The 16235-nt window shown below is 47.6% G+C and carries 10 protein-coding genes and 1 tRNA gene; 5 read left to right on the top strand and 6 right to left on the bottom strand.

The annotated features are described in order from the left end of the window. Positions 1-121 precede the first annotated feature (121 nt). On the top strand, positions 122-442 hold the full coding sequence (locus HMPREF9944_RS06935; RefSeq protein WP_008565415.1) for a TfoX/Sxy family protein: 321 nt from the start codon (positions 122-124) through the stop codon (positions 440-442). Between the two features lie 658 nt (positions 443-1100). Here the strand turns inward: HMPREF9944_RS06935 and HMPREF9944_RS06925 are convergent. The 3 genes from HMPREF9944_RS06925 to HMPREF9944_RS06915 form a co-directional block, all read right to left on the bottom strand. Further along, positions 1101-2558: a glycosyltransferase family 39 protein gene (locus tag HMPREF9944_RS06925; protein WP_008565414.1), complete on the bottom strand. Its 1458-nt coding sequence runs from the start codon at positions 2556-2558 to the stop codon at positions 1101-1103. Beyond that, entirely contained in the window at positions 2555-3493 is a 939-nt protein-coding gene (locus HMPREF9944_RS06920) for a glycosyltransferase family 2 protein (RefSeq protein ID WP_044113487.1), read from the bottom strand. The genes HMPREF9944_RS06925 and HMPREF9944_RS06920 overlap by 4 nt, the downstream gene beginning before the upstream one ends. A 145-nt stretch (positions 3494-3638) precedes the next feature. Continuing rightward, a tRNA-Arg gene (locus tag HMPREF9944_RS06915) sits at positions 3639-3712 on the bottom strand. Positions 3713-3863: 151 nt separating this feature from the next. On the opposite strand from HMPREF9944_RS06915, the gene pepT reads away from it, so the two are divergent. The 3 genes from pepT to HMPREF9944_RS06900 all read left to right on the top strand — a co-directional run bounded on the left by pepT (position 3864) and on the right by HMPREF9944_RS06900 (position 8076). Beyond that, positions 3864-5087 carry a peptidase T gene (gene pepT / locus HMPREF9944_RS06910; protein ID WP_008565412.1) on the top strand — a complete coding sequence of 408 codons (1224 nt, stop codon included), beginning with the start codon at positions 3864-3866 and terminating at the stop codon, positions 5085-5087. A gap of 254 nt (positions 5088-5341) precedes the next feature. Beyond that, positions 5342-7630 carry a cation:proton antiporter gene (locus HMPREF9944_RS06905; protein WP_008565409.1) on the top strand — a complete coding sequence of 763 codons (2289 nt, stop codon included), beginning with the start codon at positions 5342-5344 and terminating at the stop codon, positions 7628-7630. A gap of 26 nt (positions 7631-7656) precedes the next feature. Further along, entirely contained in the window at positions 7657-8076 is a 420-nt protein-coding gene (locus tag HMPREF9944_RS06900) for a Fur family transcriptional regulator (protein WP_008565407.1), read from the top strand. Between the two features lie 71 nt (positions 8077-8147). Here the strand turns inward: HMPREF9944_RS06900 and HMPREF9944_RS06895 are convergent, their stop codons facing one another. Then, complete coding sequence (locus HMPREF9944_RS06895; RefSeq protein WP_008565406.1) at positions 8148-9104, bottom strand: LuxR C-terminal-related transcriptional regulator; 957 nt, start codon at positions 9102-9104, stop codon at positions 8148-8150. A 369-nt stretch (positions 9105-9473) separates the two neighbouring features. Here HMPREF9944_RS06895 and HMPREF9944_RS06890 point away from each other — a divergent pair, with 369 nt between their 5' ends. Further along, entirely contained in the window at positions 9474-11321 is a 1848-nt protein-coding gene (locus HMPREF9944_RS06890; protein WP_008565404.1) for an alpha-amylase family glycosyl hydrolase, read from the top strand. Positions 11322-12924: 1603 nt separating this feature from the next. Here the strand turns inward: HMPREF9944_RS06890 and HMPREF9944_RS06885 are convergent. Continuing rightward, positions 12925-15405 carry a zinc-dependent metalloprotease gene (locus HMPREF9944_RS06885; protein WP_008565402.1) on the bottom strand — a complete coding sequence of 827 codons (2481 nt, stop codon included), beginning with the start codon at positions 15403-15405 and terminating at the stop codon, positions 12925-12927. Between the two features lie 96 nt (positions 15406-15501). Next, the gene (gene trhA, locus HMPREF9944_RS06880; protein WP_044113486.1) at positions 15502-16158 is read right to left on the bottom strand and encodes a PAQR family membrane homeostasis protein TrhA; all 657 of its coding nucleotides are present in this window, start codon (positions 16156-16158) and stop codon (positions 15502-15504) included. Positions 16159-16235 lie beyond the last annotated feature (77 nt).

The raw sequence follows: 16235 nt of genomic DNA, 5'->3' as shown, positions 1-16235 counted from the left end.
TTTGCAGGCCAATGTAGGGACATACGGCTTGTGTGTCCGCTCAAAAGGGAAAACAAGCGTCTTGTTTCTTTCATGTAATACCCGTCAAACAAAATAACATTTCAACTTAAACCATCAAGCAATGGCATGTAATTCAGATTTCGTAACCTATGTTGTTGACCAATGTTCCGGCGCAGGTGACATCACTTTTCGCAAGATGTTTGGTGGCTATTGCCTATATTGTTGCGGTAAAATCTTCGCGTTAATATGTGACGATTTGCTGTTTTTGAAACCCACAGAAGCAGGCAGGAAGCTACTCAAAACGGAAGACCTCAGACCGCCATATCCGGGAGCCAAGCCCTATTTCTATATCGCCGAAGTGGACGATCGTGACTATCTTACGGCCCTTATCAAGGCTTCTTGCCGTGAATTACCGGAGCCGAAGCCCAAGAAAAAGAAGTAGGCAAGGTTGTAACTCCGGCCTCTCTTTGCAGAAAAGCGAGCAAGAAGACCATAAAGAAACGGTTAACATTTTTTACAGAAACACTCAACTATCTTTACATTCTTGGCTGCCTCGTCCTACGATTTGCCTTGGTTCATCGTGCAATTTGGGGCAAATTGTCCTCCAATATGACGCATTTCGCACGGTGAAATGGGGCATATTGAAGGCTTGTAGCACTGCTTTTGGTCAGCATTTTGGCCCATATTGTCTCCTTGTTTGCATGAAAGCATGAAAAAAGGGAAAGCCGCGAAGGGCTTTCCCTCATACAAATATACTGTTTTTTGCAGGCGAATGCAAACCGAAGCTGAAAGAAATTGACAAAAAGATATATCATCTTGCATTTCGAATGCCGTCTATTTATCGGCTGAAATATATTGATGTTTTCAGCGATTCTACGATGTTTTTCTATAATCTGCCTGCGGGCTGGAGCCTCTCCTTGTGCTTTTACCGCCTAATTGCAGGCGGTTTATCAGAGAATAGCTAAGAATATCAAAGAATAATCATGTTATATGCTGGTTGAACGGGGCTTTGTGAGCCGCAATAGGGCTGAAACAAAAGGCCCGTTCTTTTTGTCTCGGCAGCAACCTTGTTGAACCGGAACCGCCACAAAGCGGATATGTCACTTCAGTTTATAAAGCCGCAAGTCGCAGGAAGCATCGTTTTTGAACACCGTATAGCGGGTTTCAAGTATGGGGGCTATCTCTCTTGCATGTCCCTTTACGAGTATCCATTTGGCATTGCCGCTGAATTCCTCCCGCATCTTGGCTTTCAGGGAGTTACTTCCATGGCACTCAAAGTCCTGAAACACGAAGAAACGATAACAAGGAACAATGTTTTCGTAAAGATATAGGTCGGGATTGCAATTGTATGCAATGAATGACCGGCGATAATCAGCAGGAAGGTCGCCCAAGAGCGTTCTATAGCGCGCCAACTCTGTGTTTTCATCATACAACGACATGAATACAAGGTAGGAACGTGCGCAGTAAACCGTTGTGACAAGGCCGTACAAGGCCGACAACGATATGACGAAACCGCGAAAAGCACGTGAAGACGCGTTCTCGACCATCAGCTTCACTTCCAAGAAAGCAATGCAGATGCAAGGCAAGGAGATAAGACCATAATGCGGATATCCGTTACCTCGCAACAGCCAGACAATGGAAAACAAAGAGACGAAGAGCCAGATAAGACCGGCGAAACGCCTGCGGGGATTTGCTATTAAAACGAGAACGGACACAAACAACAGCAACCATGTGTCGGCAAAATGTATCAATGCCTTGAGAATTGCAGGCAAGGAATGCAGCTCGGAGGACGATGCTGCGGCATAGTCCAAGTTATATAGGAACGTTCCATACCACATTTCGTCAAATGCATGATGGAAAGTAAAATAAGAAGCAAAGGGGATAAACAAGACGGCAAAGCCCAAAATGAAATACAAAAGGTTGGAGAACAGATTCTTGAAACGGCCTTTTATCATCAGCCAAAAGGCAATAACGGCTACCGCGGCACAGATGCCTAAGGCGTTCGTCAGCCTTGTCAAAAGACTGAATGCCAAGACAAGACCATAGACAAATGCGTATTTTGGCGGGTGATTTGCCGCTTGTTGCTGGTCAGGATCGGAAAGCCATTGATACAACAGATAAAAGGATAAAGCAAGCAATGGAAGAAGATATTCCTCAACACAATTGCCGCCTACGTTATTGGCCGCAAAACTAAAGGTCGGGAACAGCAGCAACAGCGATGAATATTTAGCCGAAAAGCCTATTCGCAGCAGCTTCCAAAGAAGATAAAGCGTAATGGTCAGCGAGACCATTTCAACGATAAACACCCCCAAACGAGAGCCCGTTAACAGGTAGCCCAAATAATTCATAAAGAAAATAATGGGGCCCTTCAAGTCCCATAAGGCTACATATGGCAGCTTTCCGTCTACCCATTCCTTCCCAATTAACTGGAAAATGGCAGAATCCCCAGCTCCCGGCTCATGATAAAAGGGTGATGTCGTGTATCCATATACTGACAGGCAAGTGAATGCAAGGGCCACACAATATAAAAGAACCCATAGGTTTGATTTGTGTTTCATTGTCTCCGCGCTTTATAGTTCTCAATCAAATAGGTCGGACGGTGCTTTGCCTCATTGAAAATACGCCCGATATACTCTCCCAAAATGCCAATGGCAATCAACTGAACCGCCCCTAAGAACAGGATAACGCTTATCAAGGTAGGGAAGCCCGCAACCGGATCGCCCCAGAAAGCAACCTTAATCAAAGTCCAAATGAGGTATAGGATTGCGCAGAAAGCCGTCGTACAGCCGATAATGGTAGCGAAACGCAATGGCGTTGTCGTGAAACTTGTGAACCCTTCTATGGCTAATCCTGCCAATTGCCAAAAGCTCCAATGCGTTTGACCATACGCTCTATCTTTACGATCAAATAGGATTTCTCTCTTCTTATAGCCTATCCAGCAGAACAATCCCTTTGTATAGCGCTCGCTTTCACGCAATTGTTTCAGGGCTTCGATGCACTTTTTATCCAATAATCTGAAGTCTCCGACATTCTTCAGCACCTCGAAACGGGTAGACCGGTCCAGCATATTATAAAACATCATGGACAACTTTTTGCGAAGCCACGGCTCCTTTCCTCTGTCTTTACGCTTGGCATAGACATCTTCAAAGCCTTCTTCCCAATATTGCAGCATGTCTTTGATCAAATAGGGAGGGTCTTGCAGGTCTGCATCTATCATGACGGCACAGTCTCCTTTGCAATAATCGAAGCCTGCAAGCATTGCTTTCTCCTTACCGAAATTGCGGGACAAGTCTACATAAGCTATGCGCTTGTCCGTGTCATACAGGCTTTCGATGATGGACAAAGTCTTATCTTTGCTTCCATCATTGATGAAAAGAATCTCCCAGTCATAGTTGGGCAATGATTCCATTAACTTTTTCAGCGCCTCATACAGGTGAAGCAACGATGCTTCCTCATTGTATGCAGGAACAATAACAGAGACTAACTTCGACATCATTAAAAATTTAAGGTGGATTTTCCGGGCTATAAATCATTCAATGCAACCGGCTGAAGCATGAGTTGACATTGCCATAAGTTTCTGAATATGTTTTGGTAGTATCCAAACAATAATCATATAACAGCTCTACTTATTAAAAAAGTGACTCCGTTGGGATTCAAACCCAAGACCTTCAGAACCGGAATCTGACGCTCTATTCAGCTAAGCTACGGAGCCAAGTGCATGCAAAGTTACGAATAAAAAACTGACTGTGCAAATGTTATTTGCCAATTTATTTTGCAATCTATGTGATTTGTCGTATCTTTGCGATAGAAATCTTGTGGAAATATAATCAGAATCGTTCCACATTTAATATTGAAACAGAAGCATGGACCTTACAGAAAGATTTATCAATTACACAAAATTCGACACACAATCGTGCGAAGATTCCGACAGTGTGCCCTCAACGGCAAAACAACTTGACTTTGCCAAGTATCTGAAGAAAGAACTTGAAGACGAGGGGCTCAGCGATGTCGAGATGGACGACATGGGATATATCTACGCAACCCTTAAAGCCAACACCAAGAAGAAGACGCCAACGATCGGCTTTATCTCGCATTATGACACCAGTCCTGACGCAAGTGGCAAGGATGTGAAGGCCAGAATCATTCGCAACTACGACGGAAATGACATAGAACTCTCGCCGGGCATCTTCTCGACAACCGAGAAATTCCCTGAACTGAAGGCGCATGTCGGCGAGGATCTGATTGTCACCGACGGCACAACATTGCTGGGAGCAGACGACAAAGCGGGCATTGCTGAGATCGTGCAAGCCATGTGTTACCTGCGTGACCACGATGAAATAAAGCACGGAGACATTCGCGTGGGCTTCAATCCCGACGAGGAAATCGGCATGGGTGCCCACCATTTCGATGTCGAAAAGTTTGGTTGCGACTGGGCATACACTATGGATGGAGGCGACTTGGGCGACTTGGAATACGAGAACTTCAACGCTGCGGGCGCTAAAGTATATATAAAAGGTGTAAGTGTCCACACCGGTTACGCCAAAGGAAAGATGCGGAATGCCAACCGACTGGCGTGCGAATTCAACGCCATGATACCCGAGACCGATATCCCCGAAACCACGGAGGGTTATCAAGGCTTTTACCATCTGCTGGGCATAGAGAGCCGGACGGAAGAGGCGAAACTAAGCTATATCATTCGCGACCATGACCGTTCGATGTTCGAAGACCGCAAGGATTTCATGGAAGAATGTGTCAGGAAGATGAACGAAAAGTATGGTGAAGGCACCGTGAGGATCGAGCTTCACGACCAATACTACAACATGAAAGAGAAGATTGACCCCAACATGCACGTGATAGACATCGTGCTCCGGGCCATGCAAGAGAACGGAGTGGCCCCGAAAGTGGAGCCTATCCGTGGCGGAACCGACGGTGCACAACTGAGTTTCAAAGGCCTCCCGTGCCCGAATATCTTTGCGGGCGGCGTGAATTTCCACGGTCCTCACGAGTTCGTTTCCATTCAAGTGATGGAGAAAGCGGTGGCTGTTATCGTCAAGATTTGTGAGATAACGGGCAATTTTGAAGATTAATCATCAAATAGAACAAAGAGGAAGTGCCAGACCCCGTGTCGCCCGATGATTTCAGAAGCATCTCCATCTGATTGCAAAAAGAGGGGGATGTAATTGCAAAGAGAGGGGGATGTTTTTCGAAAAACATCCGGATGTTTTTGAAATTAGAGGGGGATGTCTTTGGAAAGAGATAGGGATGTTTTCAGAAAAAACTCCCCATCTGTTAGAAAACGGAGACAGAAATGGCCTGACGCACGCCCTTTTATACTTTCATTATGGCAGAAATTCCCAGCTTGATAGAAGACCTTGCACTGGTGTTGGTCGTCGCAGGTGTCGTCACCCTTGTGTTCAAGAAGCTCAAACAGCCTCTTGTTCTCGGCTATATCGTGGCCGGTTTCCTCGTCTCTCCGCACATGCCTTACACCATGTCAGTGGTAGACAAGGGCGATATCCACACATGGGCAGACATCGGTGTGATGTTCCTTCTGTTCTCGTTAGGGCTTGATTTCTCGTTTAAGAAAATCCTTAAAATGGGAATGGCGCCCGTGATTGCGGCCCTGACGATTATCTTTTCGATGATGACGCTCGGCATTCTCGTGGGCCATGGCTTCGGTTGGGGTAAGATGGATTGTATCTTCCTTGGGGGAATGCTCGCCATGTCGTCCACGACAATCATCTATAAGGCTTTCGACGACCTTGGGCTTCGGCAACAACGTTTTGCCTCGCTGGTGATGAGCGTGCTGATACTCGAAGACGTGCTGGCCATTGTTATGATGGTGATGCTGAGTGCCATTGCAAGCGGCAATGACCCTGATGGCGGCGAGATGTTAGGCTCGGTGCTGAAGATTGGTTTCTTCCTGGTGTTGTGGTTCGTGGTAGGCATTTTCCTCGTCCCACTCTTCTTCCGCAGGACCCGCAAGCTGATGACAAGCGAGACGATGGTCATCGTTGCCCTCGGACTTTGCTGCCTGATGGCCGTTCTGTCCACGAAAGTGGGCTTCAGCAGCGCATTCGGGGCTTTCGTTATGGGCAGTATCATTGCCGAGACGGTAGAGGCCGACAAGATTATCAAGCTCGTCGAGCCCGTAAAGAACCTCTTTGGGGCCATCTTCTTCGTGTCCGTCGGTATGCTGGTCGAGCCGAAAGTGCTCGTAGACTACGCCATTCCGATTCTTGTGCTCGTGCTGACAATCTTGCTTGGGCAAGGCGTTTTCGGGACGGCAGGCTTCATGTTGAGCGGTCAGCCGCTGAAGAATGCCATGCGATGTGGCTTCTCTATGGCACAAATCGGAGAGTTTGCATTCATCATTGCGTCGCTCGGTCTGTCGTTAGGTGTCATCGGTGACTTCCTTTATCCGGTTGTTGTGGCAGTCTCGGTGATTACAACTTTCCTCACACCTTACATGATGCGCTTTGCAGAACCCTGCTACAAGCACATCGAAAAGACTTTGCCAAGGAAGTGGGTGCGCCGTATGAACCACGCCGGGAACGCTCATCAGAACTCTACGGAGGAGGAGAACGACTGGAAGGTGCTGCTGCGCAAGATGCTTGTTAACACCGTTATCTATGGCATTCTGTCCACAGCTGTGATAACATTGATGCTCACTTTCTTCCTTCCTTTCAGCAGACACGCCTTCGGTCACTGGCCCGGCAACGCGGTATGCGGGCTGCTTACAGTGCTGATAATATCGCCTTTCCTGCGTTCCATGGTGATGAAGAATGTGCATAGTGACGAGTTCCGCCGCTTATGGACGCAGAGCTTGCTCAACCGTTTGCCCTTGATATTCACCATCATCGTGCGGGTCGTCGTCGCCGCGATGTTCATTTTCTATATCTGTAACTATCTGACGCGCTTCAAAAATGCCTTGATGATAACGATTGCGGGCGTGGCCTTGATACTCATGATACTGTCAAGGAGCCTGAAACACCGCAGCATCAAGCTCGAACGCCTGTTCATCAAGAACCTTCGTTCGCGCGAGATTGCAGCTCGGGTGAGCGGAGAACGCCGCCCGCTTTTCGCAGGACACCTTCTCGATCGCGATATACACATCAGCGATTTCGAGGTCCCCGAAGACTCCACTTGGGTGGGGCGGACGTTGAAGGACCTGCAGTTTCGCAACCGCTTTGGCGTTCATGTGAGCAGCATTCTGCGCGGTTCGCAACGCATCAATATTCCCAACGGCAGCAATATCATCTTCCCCGGCGACCGGATCTCAGTCATCGGGAATGACGAACAACTGAAGGTTTTCAGCCAAGCCATAGGGAATGAGCTCATTCCTGAGGACCCCGAGATAGAGAAAAGAGAGATGAAACTGCGGCAGTTCGTCCTGTCTTCCGACACGCCTTTCATCGGAAAGACTCTCGCCGAGAGTGGCATTCGCGACCAATATGGCTGCATGGTGGTCGGTGTTGAAGAGGGACAAGAGAACTTAACGATGATAGATCCGCAGCGAAAGTTCGAGAAAGGCGATATTATCTGGCTCGTGGGAGAAGAGAACGACTTAGAGAAAGTAGAACGGCAGATGGCGGCTTCTCCCACAATCCCGACCACTTCGAGAGAATAAATAGATACGAAAGACAACCAAACACCATGGGAAAAGAACAATGCATCGCGCTTCTGACCAATCACGGCATCAAACCGACGGCCAACCGCATCGTGATTGTCAAGGCATTGGCGGCAACCGAACACCCGTTGTCCATGAAAGAGCTGGAATACAGCATTCTCTCCATCGACAAATCCAACATCTTCCGCACGCTGACCCTTTTTAAAGCGCATCATTTGGTGCACGTGATTGAAGACGGGAACGGCGGCATCAAGTATGAATTATGCCTCAGCCACGACCACGAAGAGGACGAAGATGAACACGTACATTTCTTTTGTGAGCAGTGTCACAAGGTGTTTTGCCTGCACGAAATACCCCTTCCTACAGTGTCGTTGCCCGCAGATTACGAACCGCACGGCATCAATTTCGTCGTAAAGGGACTGTGCCCGGAATGCCGAAAACGGTGAGCTTTGAATGTTGAAGATAGAACGTTGAGTTTATAATCAGTTATACTACGGTCTTGTTTGCATTTGCATGCCTACAGCTTCACGGCAGAAATATCCACCAAATGGTTGACGATGGCATAGATCGTCAGGCCTGCGGGGGAATGAATCTGTAGTTTTCGGGCGATGTTCCGGCGGTGTGTAATCACTGTGTTGACCGATATAAACAGATGGTCGGCTATCTCTTTGTTGCTCATTCCCTGCACCACGCCAATGATGATCTCCTTTTCGCGGTCGCTCAATTGGTCGTCTCCCGATGCCGAAGGGCTGATCATCTTCGATATGTTCAGTGTCACGCCCTGCTGACTCAGGCTCTTTTCCAACCGTTTGATGGCCGGAATGAAAATCAAATCCTCTACTTTCGAGTGCTGACTGAGCCACGATTCACTGTTGTAAATATCGTAAAGTGTGGCCGTGAGCAGGTTGTTATGCAAGGCATCCGAAGGTAGATACTTGATAATGATGCTTTTCAATTCCGACAAACGCTGCTCTACTTGGCGATGATGTTGCGAGAATGTGTTGATATCATAATTGCTCATGACGACGCCGTTCAGCAGTTGTTCCACATAAGGAAACACGGTTTTCTCCTCATAACGCATGTGTTTGATGACCTCATGCGCGTTTTCATCATAGAGTTTCAGTATGAATTGGGCCAGACTGTCACGCTCGTCAAGTGCCTCGACCAGTTCTTTTCGCATCGAAGGCAGGCGGAATTCTATGTAATAAGCATGTGAGGCCTTCAAGTATTTCAGCAGGGTCTCCACCGAAAGATTACCGGGATCGTCCTTACGATAATAGCCGTTGATGGTAAGATTGACGATGGCAAGGAACGTATTTGTGTCTACATGCTCGCTCTCGCACACTTCTTTGACGGTCTTATCCCCGAAACCTAAACTAATACCAAAGCCTCCCAAGCTCTGTAATATGTCGCAGTTGTCTCGGATAATGCTTATCATTTTATCATCAGCTTCGTATATCTTCTGATTTTTCATAATGTTTCACAGTAATTACATCGCGCAAAGTTATACAAAAAAAAGCAAATACACAATACCCAATACTAATGAAAAACTTTGAAAAATGAACTTTTCTCCTTCTGCTTCATAATGATTTTGACTTGCTCTGTCAAGACTTCAACAGCTGACATGAGGCTTGTCAAGTGTCTCCATCTGCCTATTAGCATGTCATAAACCTCAAAGTTCAAAGTTCAATATTCAAAGCCCAAAGTTCAATATTCAAAGTTCAAAGTCCCGACAGGGCCATGCAAACGTTTACACATACTTTATCTTAGTTGACATATATCAAGAAATCGTTTGCCTGAAAAATAGTTATACATTTGCAAATGAAACCATAAATTTTAACTTATGAAGCGATTTTACACACTCATTCTGATGACCTTGGCTGCTTTGGGCACCTTTGCACAGGGCTGGCCCGAGAAATATGACGGCGTCATGTTGCAGGGATTCTATTGGGACAGCTATGCCGATTCCGACTGGAAGACCCTCACCAATCAGGCCGATGAGCTTTCGAAGTATTTCAATCTCATTTGGATTCCCAACTCAGGTAACACGTCTGACTTCTATCACAGCCACAGAAAGACGATGGGATACGACCCTTGTTTTTGGCTTAACCACAACAGTTGCTGGGGAACGGAGGCCGAATTGCGCGACATGATCAGGACTTTCAGGAGCAAAGGGACGGGCTTTGTCGAAGATGTTGTCATCAACCATAAGAACGGTTTGAACGCTTGGGCAGACTTTGCACAAGAGAATGTGACGGGACCCATAACGGGAAAGACCTACAAAGTGGAGTGGGACAACACGAACTACAGTCAGATTTGCAGCACCGACGAGGCCAACCGAAATCCTAATTCGGGCGTAGCCGGCAGGATAAAAGGCGCAGCTGACACGGGAGATGACTTTGATGGGTTCCGCGATCTTGACCATACCAATGCCAAAACACAGGAAAACGTGAAGACTTATCTCGACTTCTTGCTCGAAGACCTTGGCTATGTGGGCTTCCGTTATGACATGGTGAAGGGCTATGCTGCCCGATATACAGGACTTTATAACGCGGCCGTGAAACCTCAATTCTCTGTGGGAGAGTTCTGGGATGGCAACAAAAACAACGTAACGGGCTGGATTGAAGGTACCAAAGTGGACGGGAAAATCCAAAGCGCAGCCTTTGACTTCCCATTGAAATACGCTATCAACGCGGCTTTCAACAGCGGACAATGGGATCGTTTGGCCGACGCTTGCCTGAGCAACGACCCCTATTACGCCCGTTATGCAGTCACCTTTGTCGACAATCACGATACCGGTCGCTACAACCACAACGAAGGTAACGCGCCCGTCTACGGCTATGTGGAGGCCGCCAACGCCTTTATGCTCTCCATGCCGGGCACTCCTTGCGTGTTCCTTCCCCATTGGCAGAAGCACAAACGGGCCATTAAGCAACTCATTCTCACGCGTCATGCCGCCGGAATTGACAATCAAAGCACCATCTTAAAGGCTGAGGCTACAGCCGAAGGCTTCATACTTAACGTGCAAGGAAGCGAGGCTAAGCTGCTCTTGCTCTGCGGAAAGAAGGCAGAATATAGCACAAATGGCTATCAATTGGCAGTGGAAGGCGAAGGCTTTAAGCTCTATATCAGCGACGATATCGACCTTTCTGAGGTCAAAGGGGTGGCCGATTTGCCTTATCATTTCACCCTTCCTGCGGGGCTAAAAGTCAACAAAGGCGAACGCTGTGCCTTCTTTGAAGCGCCCGAAAGTTGGGGAAATCCGACCGAAGTTTCATGTTGGAACTGGGATAAAACGGCCAATTATACACAGGGAAACTGGCCGGGAACGAAGTGCGAACAGGTGCTCACGATGCCCAATGGCCGCCATGTTTACAAGTGGACCATGGCAACAAGCGACAAGAGAAACGCCAACAACGGCAACGAGGGCATCATTTTCAGCTATCAGAACGGCAGCGATCGCGTCCAAACCAAGGACATGCCGTTCATCAACGGTGGCTATTACACGGAAGAAGGTGTGCAGTCTACGATACCGGGCGTCACCACTTCGATTGCCCAACCGCATGCTCTCGCATCGGAAAATGGCGCGAAACGGCAGGGTTGGTACACGCTTCAAGGCCAGAAACTCAGCCAAAAGCCTTTGCAATCCGGCGTGTATATCCACGACGGAATGAAGAAAGTGGTGAAGTGAGAAGCCTCTCCTAATTCCTTGAAGAGCCTACCCGTCCCCTCCGAGAGCCTCCCCCGAACCCCTCCAAAGGAGGGGAGTAGCCTCTTGAACACATGCAGAGGTGAACGGTTTTTGTGTCCTTCAAGAGAAACATTATAGCTTTTGTGAGCCGTTATCAATCAAGCGGTTGTAAAAAACAACGCAGATTGCGATGTAGGGACGCACGGTTCGTGCGTCCGCTCAAGGTGAATGGAAGTGCAAATGCATGATTGTCGGAGCGGACGCACGAGCCGTGCGTCCCTACATGCTGTGCAACAATCAACTTGTTCACCTGTTTACTGCTAACTTGTCAACTAAAATAAAATCGGACGCATGAGCGGTGCGTCCCTACATGCTGTGCAACAATCAACTCGTTCACCTGTTTACAGCTAACTTGTCAACTAAAATAAAATCGGACGCACGAGCCGTACGTCCTTACCTCCGTTTTCTTGCCCATCAATCTCAGCCATTTTACCGCGCAATATGGCCTATTTTACCGTGCAATATGGGTGAGATTACACGGCAAAATGGCTGAGATTGAAACGCAAGGTGTAAGCCATTGATTATCAATGGGACTGTATGTGACGATCCGTTTGGCTGCATGTAGGGACGCACGGCTCGTGCGTCCGCTCCGACAATCATGTATATGCACCTTCAACTCACCTTGACTTGGCACCCGATTCGGGCGTCCTTGCATTCTTCATCAATGGCTATTCAAAATCAAATGCTACATAATTCACTTGCTTTAGCTTTCACTTTGATATGTTTGTTGCGGTTTTTTGCAAAGATTAATAAAAATAATTACCTTTAGGTATTGACGCATATGGGAATTTTCTTTATATTTGTAACGAGAATCAAATGTTATTTATGGACTTTAAGATGGTACGATTATGAACACAAAAAAGACTTTACTTCCTCAGATCTTGCAGGAGTTCAAGCGGGAAGGCGAACTTGAAACTATCGATGTACACATCATTGAGACTGATGTTTGGTACACTTGACCTTGCAATGCCTAAGACTTGACGCAGGCTTCGAACCAAATAGGGGGGCAAAATCGCAGAAGCGGGAGGGTTATTCTATTTCGAATAAAATAAAGTTTACATCGGCTTCGGCGATAGAATAGAGAAAATTATGCCCTTTGGATAGCTCCGGAGCCTGCCATGAAAAGCAGAAAAGCGGATGAATGCACGTCATTCATCCGCTTTTTATGGGTTTTCTTTAACTGATTCTCTCTTTTTTTGATTGGCACTACAGGCTTAGCGGCCCATAGATATGTTGTTGTTAACGTTTACTGCGAGAGAAACTGTTGCTACAACTACTGCCAATACCATCATTAATGTTACCATAATCTTTTTACCTTTCTTTTCTTTTTGGAGGCCGTTTGCCTCTGTTGTTATCCTATTAACTTTCTAATTACGATGCAAAGGTCGCGAGGTTTTGCGGTATATGCAAGCCTTTGGAAGGAAAAACGGCTGAAATAGCCGTTTTCTTGCGCTATATCAAGAAAGCCCGATGGGCAGTTATGTTGCTCCATCAGGCTTTTAAGATGATGCATATAGCCGTATATTCCTTTCTTAGCTTGCCCTTATTCGCTGCGTGGTTTGCTGTAGGTGTCTCTGATTTTACGGGTTCTCAACAGCAAGTCGTTGTAGTGTAGGGCATTGATGTCGTCTGTTGCGACGTTTTTCAGCTGTTCGCGGCAGAAATTGTCTATCATTTCGAGGTGCTTTAAGGCGTAGAGTGTGGCGTCGGAACGACCGTATTGCACGTTGTTCTTCTTGTCGTCCTTGACGGGATTGATGGCCGCTCCTATGAAATCTACGTAGTTTTGCTCCACTCGGCGGCGGAAATTGTTGCCGCGTTTGTCTGTGGTGCTCATGGGTTTCCATACATTTTGAAACACGTCTTTCAGGTAATCGTCGAGCGGATAAGGCTCACTTGCGGTGTAACTGTTGGCCATACAATTGTAGAGTGTGGCTGCAGAAAGAAGGTAAGAGAGGGCTGTATTGGCCCTGTCGGTCACTTCATCGTTGGTGTCGATGCCCAGTTTGTCGACGATTTTGTCGGGATATAGCCATGCAGGAACCGTGAAAACGTTGCGCCCAAACCATGAAACAGCCTGCTTCTGGAGGCCTTTCGGCACGATATCGTTACGGCGTTCAGAGGGCCAATTGTCGCTATATTGGCCGTTAATATAGCGTTGCACGTGGTTCACATAGCGTTGAAATTGCGCAAAGACACTGCGGTATATGGTGCTCAAATCGTCTGTTTGGTCGTCGGGTTGAGCCGTCCAAGCCTCGATGTTCAGCATCACTCGTTTCAGATTCTTAATGCCGTATTCAGACGAAATCATGGCATTGTCGCCGAGATCTTCAGTTTGTGAGCGTGGATCTTGGCCGCGTCCCTCATCGCTTTTATAGCGTAATCGCTTGTTATTTTCAAGCATTTTGGTGACCTCACTGCGCAAGGTTTTCTTCTCATCGAACTCATCTTTGAACTCCGGACGGTACTGATAGCCCCATTTGATGGCCCATTTGTCGTAATCATTGATACGTGGGAAGAGGCCAGCCTCACCGATATTATCCTCTGGTTGTGCGACATAATTGAAGCGAGCATAGTCCATAATGCTTGCCGTATGCCCGTGTTTTTCGACCCAATCTTTGTCACGTAGCCTCTCAACGGGGGTAGAATTGCTGGCTATCATGTTGTGACGTAGGCCCAGTGTATGGCCCACTTCGTGACTCGAAACGAACCGGATGAGCTTGCCCATGAGGTCTTTTTCGAAGTTCATTGTCTGTGCCCGCTTGTCTAAAGGCCCGCATTGTGTCATGTACCATTTGGTCAATAGGTTCATCACATTATGGTACCAACAGATGTGACTCTCGATGATTTCGCCGCTTCTTGGGTCAACGATGCGCGGACCGTAGGCGTTTTCCTTCTCCGAAGGCAGGTAGCGCAGGAAACTGTAGCGGGCATCATCAGGGCTGATGTCGCTACCCTCGGGCACTTCCTTGCCCACAATGGCATTCTTGAAGCCCGCAGCTTCGAAGGCTTTGTTCCAGTCGTTGATGCCCTGAATGAGGTAGGGCACCCATACTTTCGGCGTTTCCGGGTCGATATAGTAGACGATTTGCCGCTCCGGCTCGACAAGTTTGCCCTTTGCATAGGCCTTTTTGTCTTTCGGAACCAAGCGATAACGCGACACAATGGCATCGTGCTTGCTGGTCTCACGGTCGCTGAATGTCACGAGTTTATTGCTGAAATACCCCACACGTTCATCGGCCAAGCGAGGTTGCATCGGCACTTCAGGGAGTTGGACGATGCTGGTATTGAGGCTCAGCGTCATGTAACCGTCGCGCGAAGCCATGGCCCTTCCTTCGCTGACTGCATAGGTGCGCAGGGTTGAAACCTCGATATTGATGGGGTAGGCCTTGATGGTATCGATGAATGTGCGGTCGTCTTGCAGGCCTCCAAGCTTCACTTGCGTCCGGTCACTGGCTGTGAAACCGGCGATTTTATTGTCACCTTTGAAGAGTTTTGTCACGTCGATGAGCAGCCGTCCCGTCTCTTTATCCTTGCCGATGATGTCGAATTGGTAGACAATGGGGTCTATTGTGGCTTGCTTTACCAGCCGGGCAATGTTGCTGTTTGGGTCGGCTTGCTGCGAATGGGCCCATGAACGAAGGAACAAGGTCTTGTCATCATAGCGTTCAAAATAAATGGTATTGTTGTTCACTTCTTCCCCTCTAAGCATGGAAAAGTCTTGTGGAACCGATACAAAACGCGTCACGGCAAGGAACAACTTGCCCAAGGCCGACTCGGGAATCTCGAAATACCAGTTCTTTTCTATATGTCTTACACCGAACAATCCCTGCTGAACGGAGCCGCCTTTCTGGAGGAGTTTCTCGTATTCGTCTTCTTTCTTCTCTGGCTTTTTCTTGCTCTTTTCGAGACTATCCTTGACTGCTATTGAGTCTTTGTCCAACAAAATCACATTGCGGGGAGCTGCCCATGTGTTGGTTGCCGGCAGCAACAACAAGGTCAGCATTGCGATAAAATGTTTCATTTCTCGTTAAAATTATTTCTTTTGTCGTTTGTTCATTACGTTTTACTTTGCATGTCTCGTCCTCATGGCAATGAAATGGAGGTGCAATCTCGTGGTCTATACGTATTGTATCAGTATGTCCCACACGGCAATGAGGTGGCAGACGCTGCCGGCAAGCACGAAAAAGTGGAACACAGTGTGCATGTATTTCCGCTTGTTAAGGCTATAAAATACGGCACCTGTGATGTAACAGACACCTTCGGCCACGATCCATGCGAAGGCAGATGGCGTGAGTGCGTCGATCAAAGGCTTGAAAGCGATGAGTACACTCAGCCCCATTCCGACGAAAGCCGTGGTCTCTAAGTTGCTGTGGTCTTTGAGATTGACAAAGCTAATGACGGTTCCTGCGATGGCACAAGCCCAAATAAAGCAGAACAAAGTGAGGCCCCAATAGCCTTGATTGCGCAGGGCAATGAGTGTAATGGGGGAGTAACTACCGGCAATATGCCAATAGATGGCAGCGTGATCCCACCTGCGCAACCGCTCTTTCCACTTGCTCCAAGCCGACAAAGCGTGGTAAACTGTGGAAGCAACATACGAGCATAGCATACCGAAGAGGTAGAGAATGACGCCTGCTGTGGCCCATCCGTTGTGCTCACGGAAGCACCACACGAGGAAAATTGTGCCGAAAACAATGCCCAAGGCAATGCCTCCTGCGTGGCTCCATGCGTTCCATAGCTCTTCTCGATGGTTGAAATGTATCTTCAGTTTCATGATTCTTGACTTGCAAGGCAAAGTTAGTTGTTTATCGGCTATCGTCAAATTTTCGTGCCGTTTATTTTTAGTTTTCA

Source organism: Segatella maculosa OT 289 (assembly GCF_000243015.1).
In the GTDB taxonomy this organism is placed as follows: Bacteria; Bacteroidota; Bacteroidia; order Bacteroidales; family Bacteroidaceae; genus Prevotella; species Prevotella maculosa.
The sequence above is the reverse complement of the archived record's forward strand: the minus strand, read 5'-3'. Positions and strand labels throughout refer to the sequence as shown.

Excerpts from the sequence above, each read along its gene's own strand:
- HMPREF9944_RS06900 (WP_008565407.1), top strand. The coding sequence starts at position 7,657 with ATGGGAAAAGAACAATGCATCGCGCTTCTGACCAATCACGGCATCAAA.
- trhA (WP_044113486.1), bottom strand. The coding sequence starts at position 16,158 with ATGAAACTGAAGATACATTTCAACCATCGAGAAGAGCTATGGAACGCA.
- HMPREF9944_RS06920 (WP_044113487.1), bottom strand. The coding sequence starts at position 3,493 with ATGTCGAAGTTAGTCTCTGTTATTGTTCCTGCATACAATGAGGAAGCA.
- HMPREF9944_RS06885 (WP_008565402.1), bottom strand. The coding sequence starts at position 15,405 with ATGAAACATTTTATCGCAATGCTGACCTTGTTGTTGCTGCCGGCAACC.
- HMPREF9944_RS06895 (WP_008565406.1), bottom strand. The coding sequence starts at position 9,104 with ATGAAAAATCAGAAGATATACGAAGCTGATGATAAAATGATAAGCATT.
- HMPREF9944_RS06925 (WP_008565414.1), bottom strand. The coding sequence starts at position 2,558 with ATGAAACACAAATCAAACCTATGGGTTCTTTTATATTGTGTGGCCCTT.
- HMPREF9944_RS06905 (WP_008565409.1), top strand. The coding sequence starts at position 5,342 with ATGGCAGAAATTCCCAGCTTGATAGAAGACCTTGCACTGGTGTTGGTC.
- HMPREF9944_RS06935 (WP_008565415.1), top strand. The coding sequence starts at position 122 with ATGGCATGTAATTCAGATTTCGTAACCTATGTTGTTGACCAATGTTCC.
- HMPREF9944_RS06890 (WP_008565404.1), top strand. The coding sequence starts at position 9,474 with ATGAAGCGATTTTACACACTCATTCTGATGACCTTGGCTGCTTTGGGC.
- pepT (WP_008565412.1), top strand. The coding sequence starts at position 3,864 with ATGGACCTTACAGAAAGATTTATCAATTACACAAAATTCGACACACAA.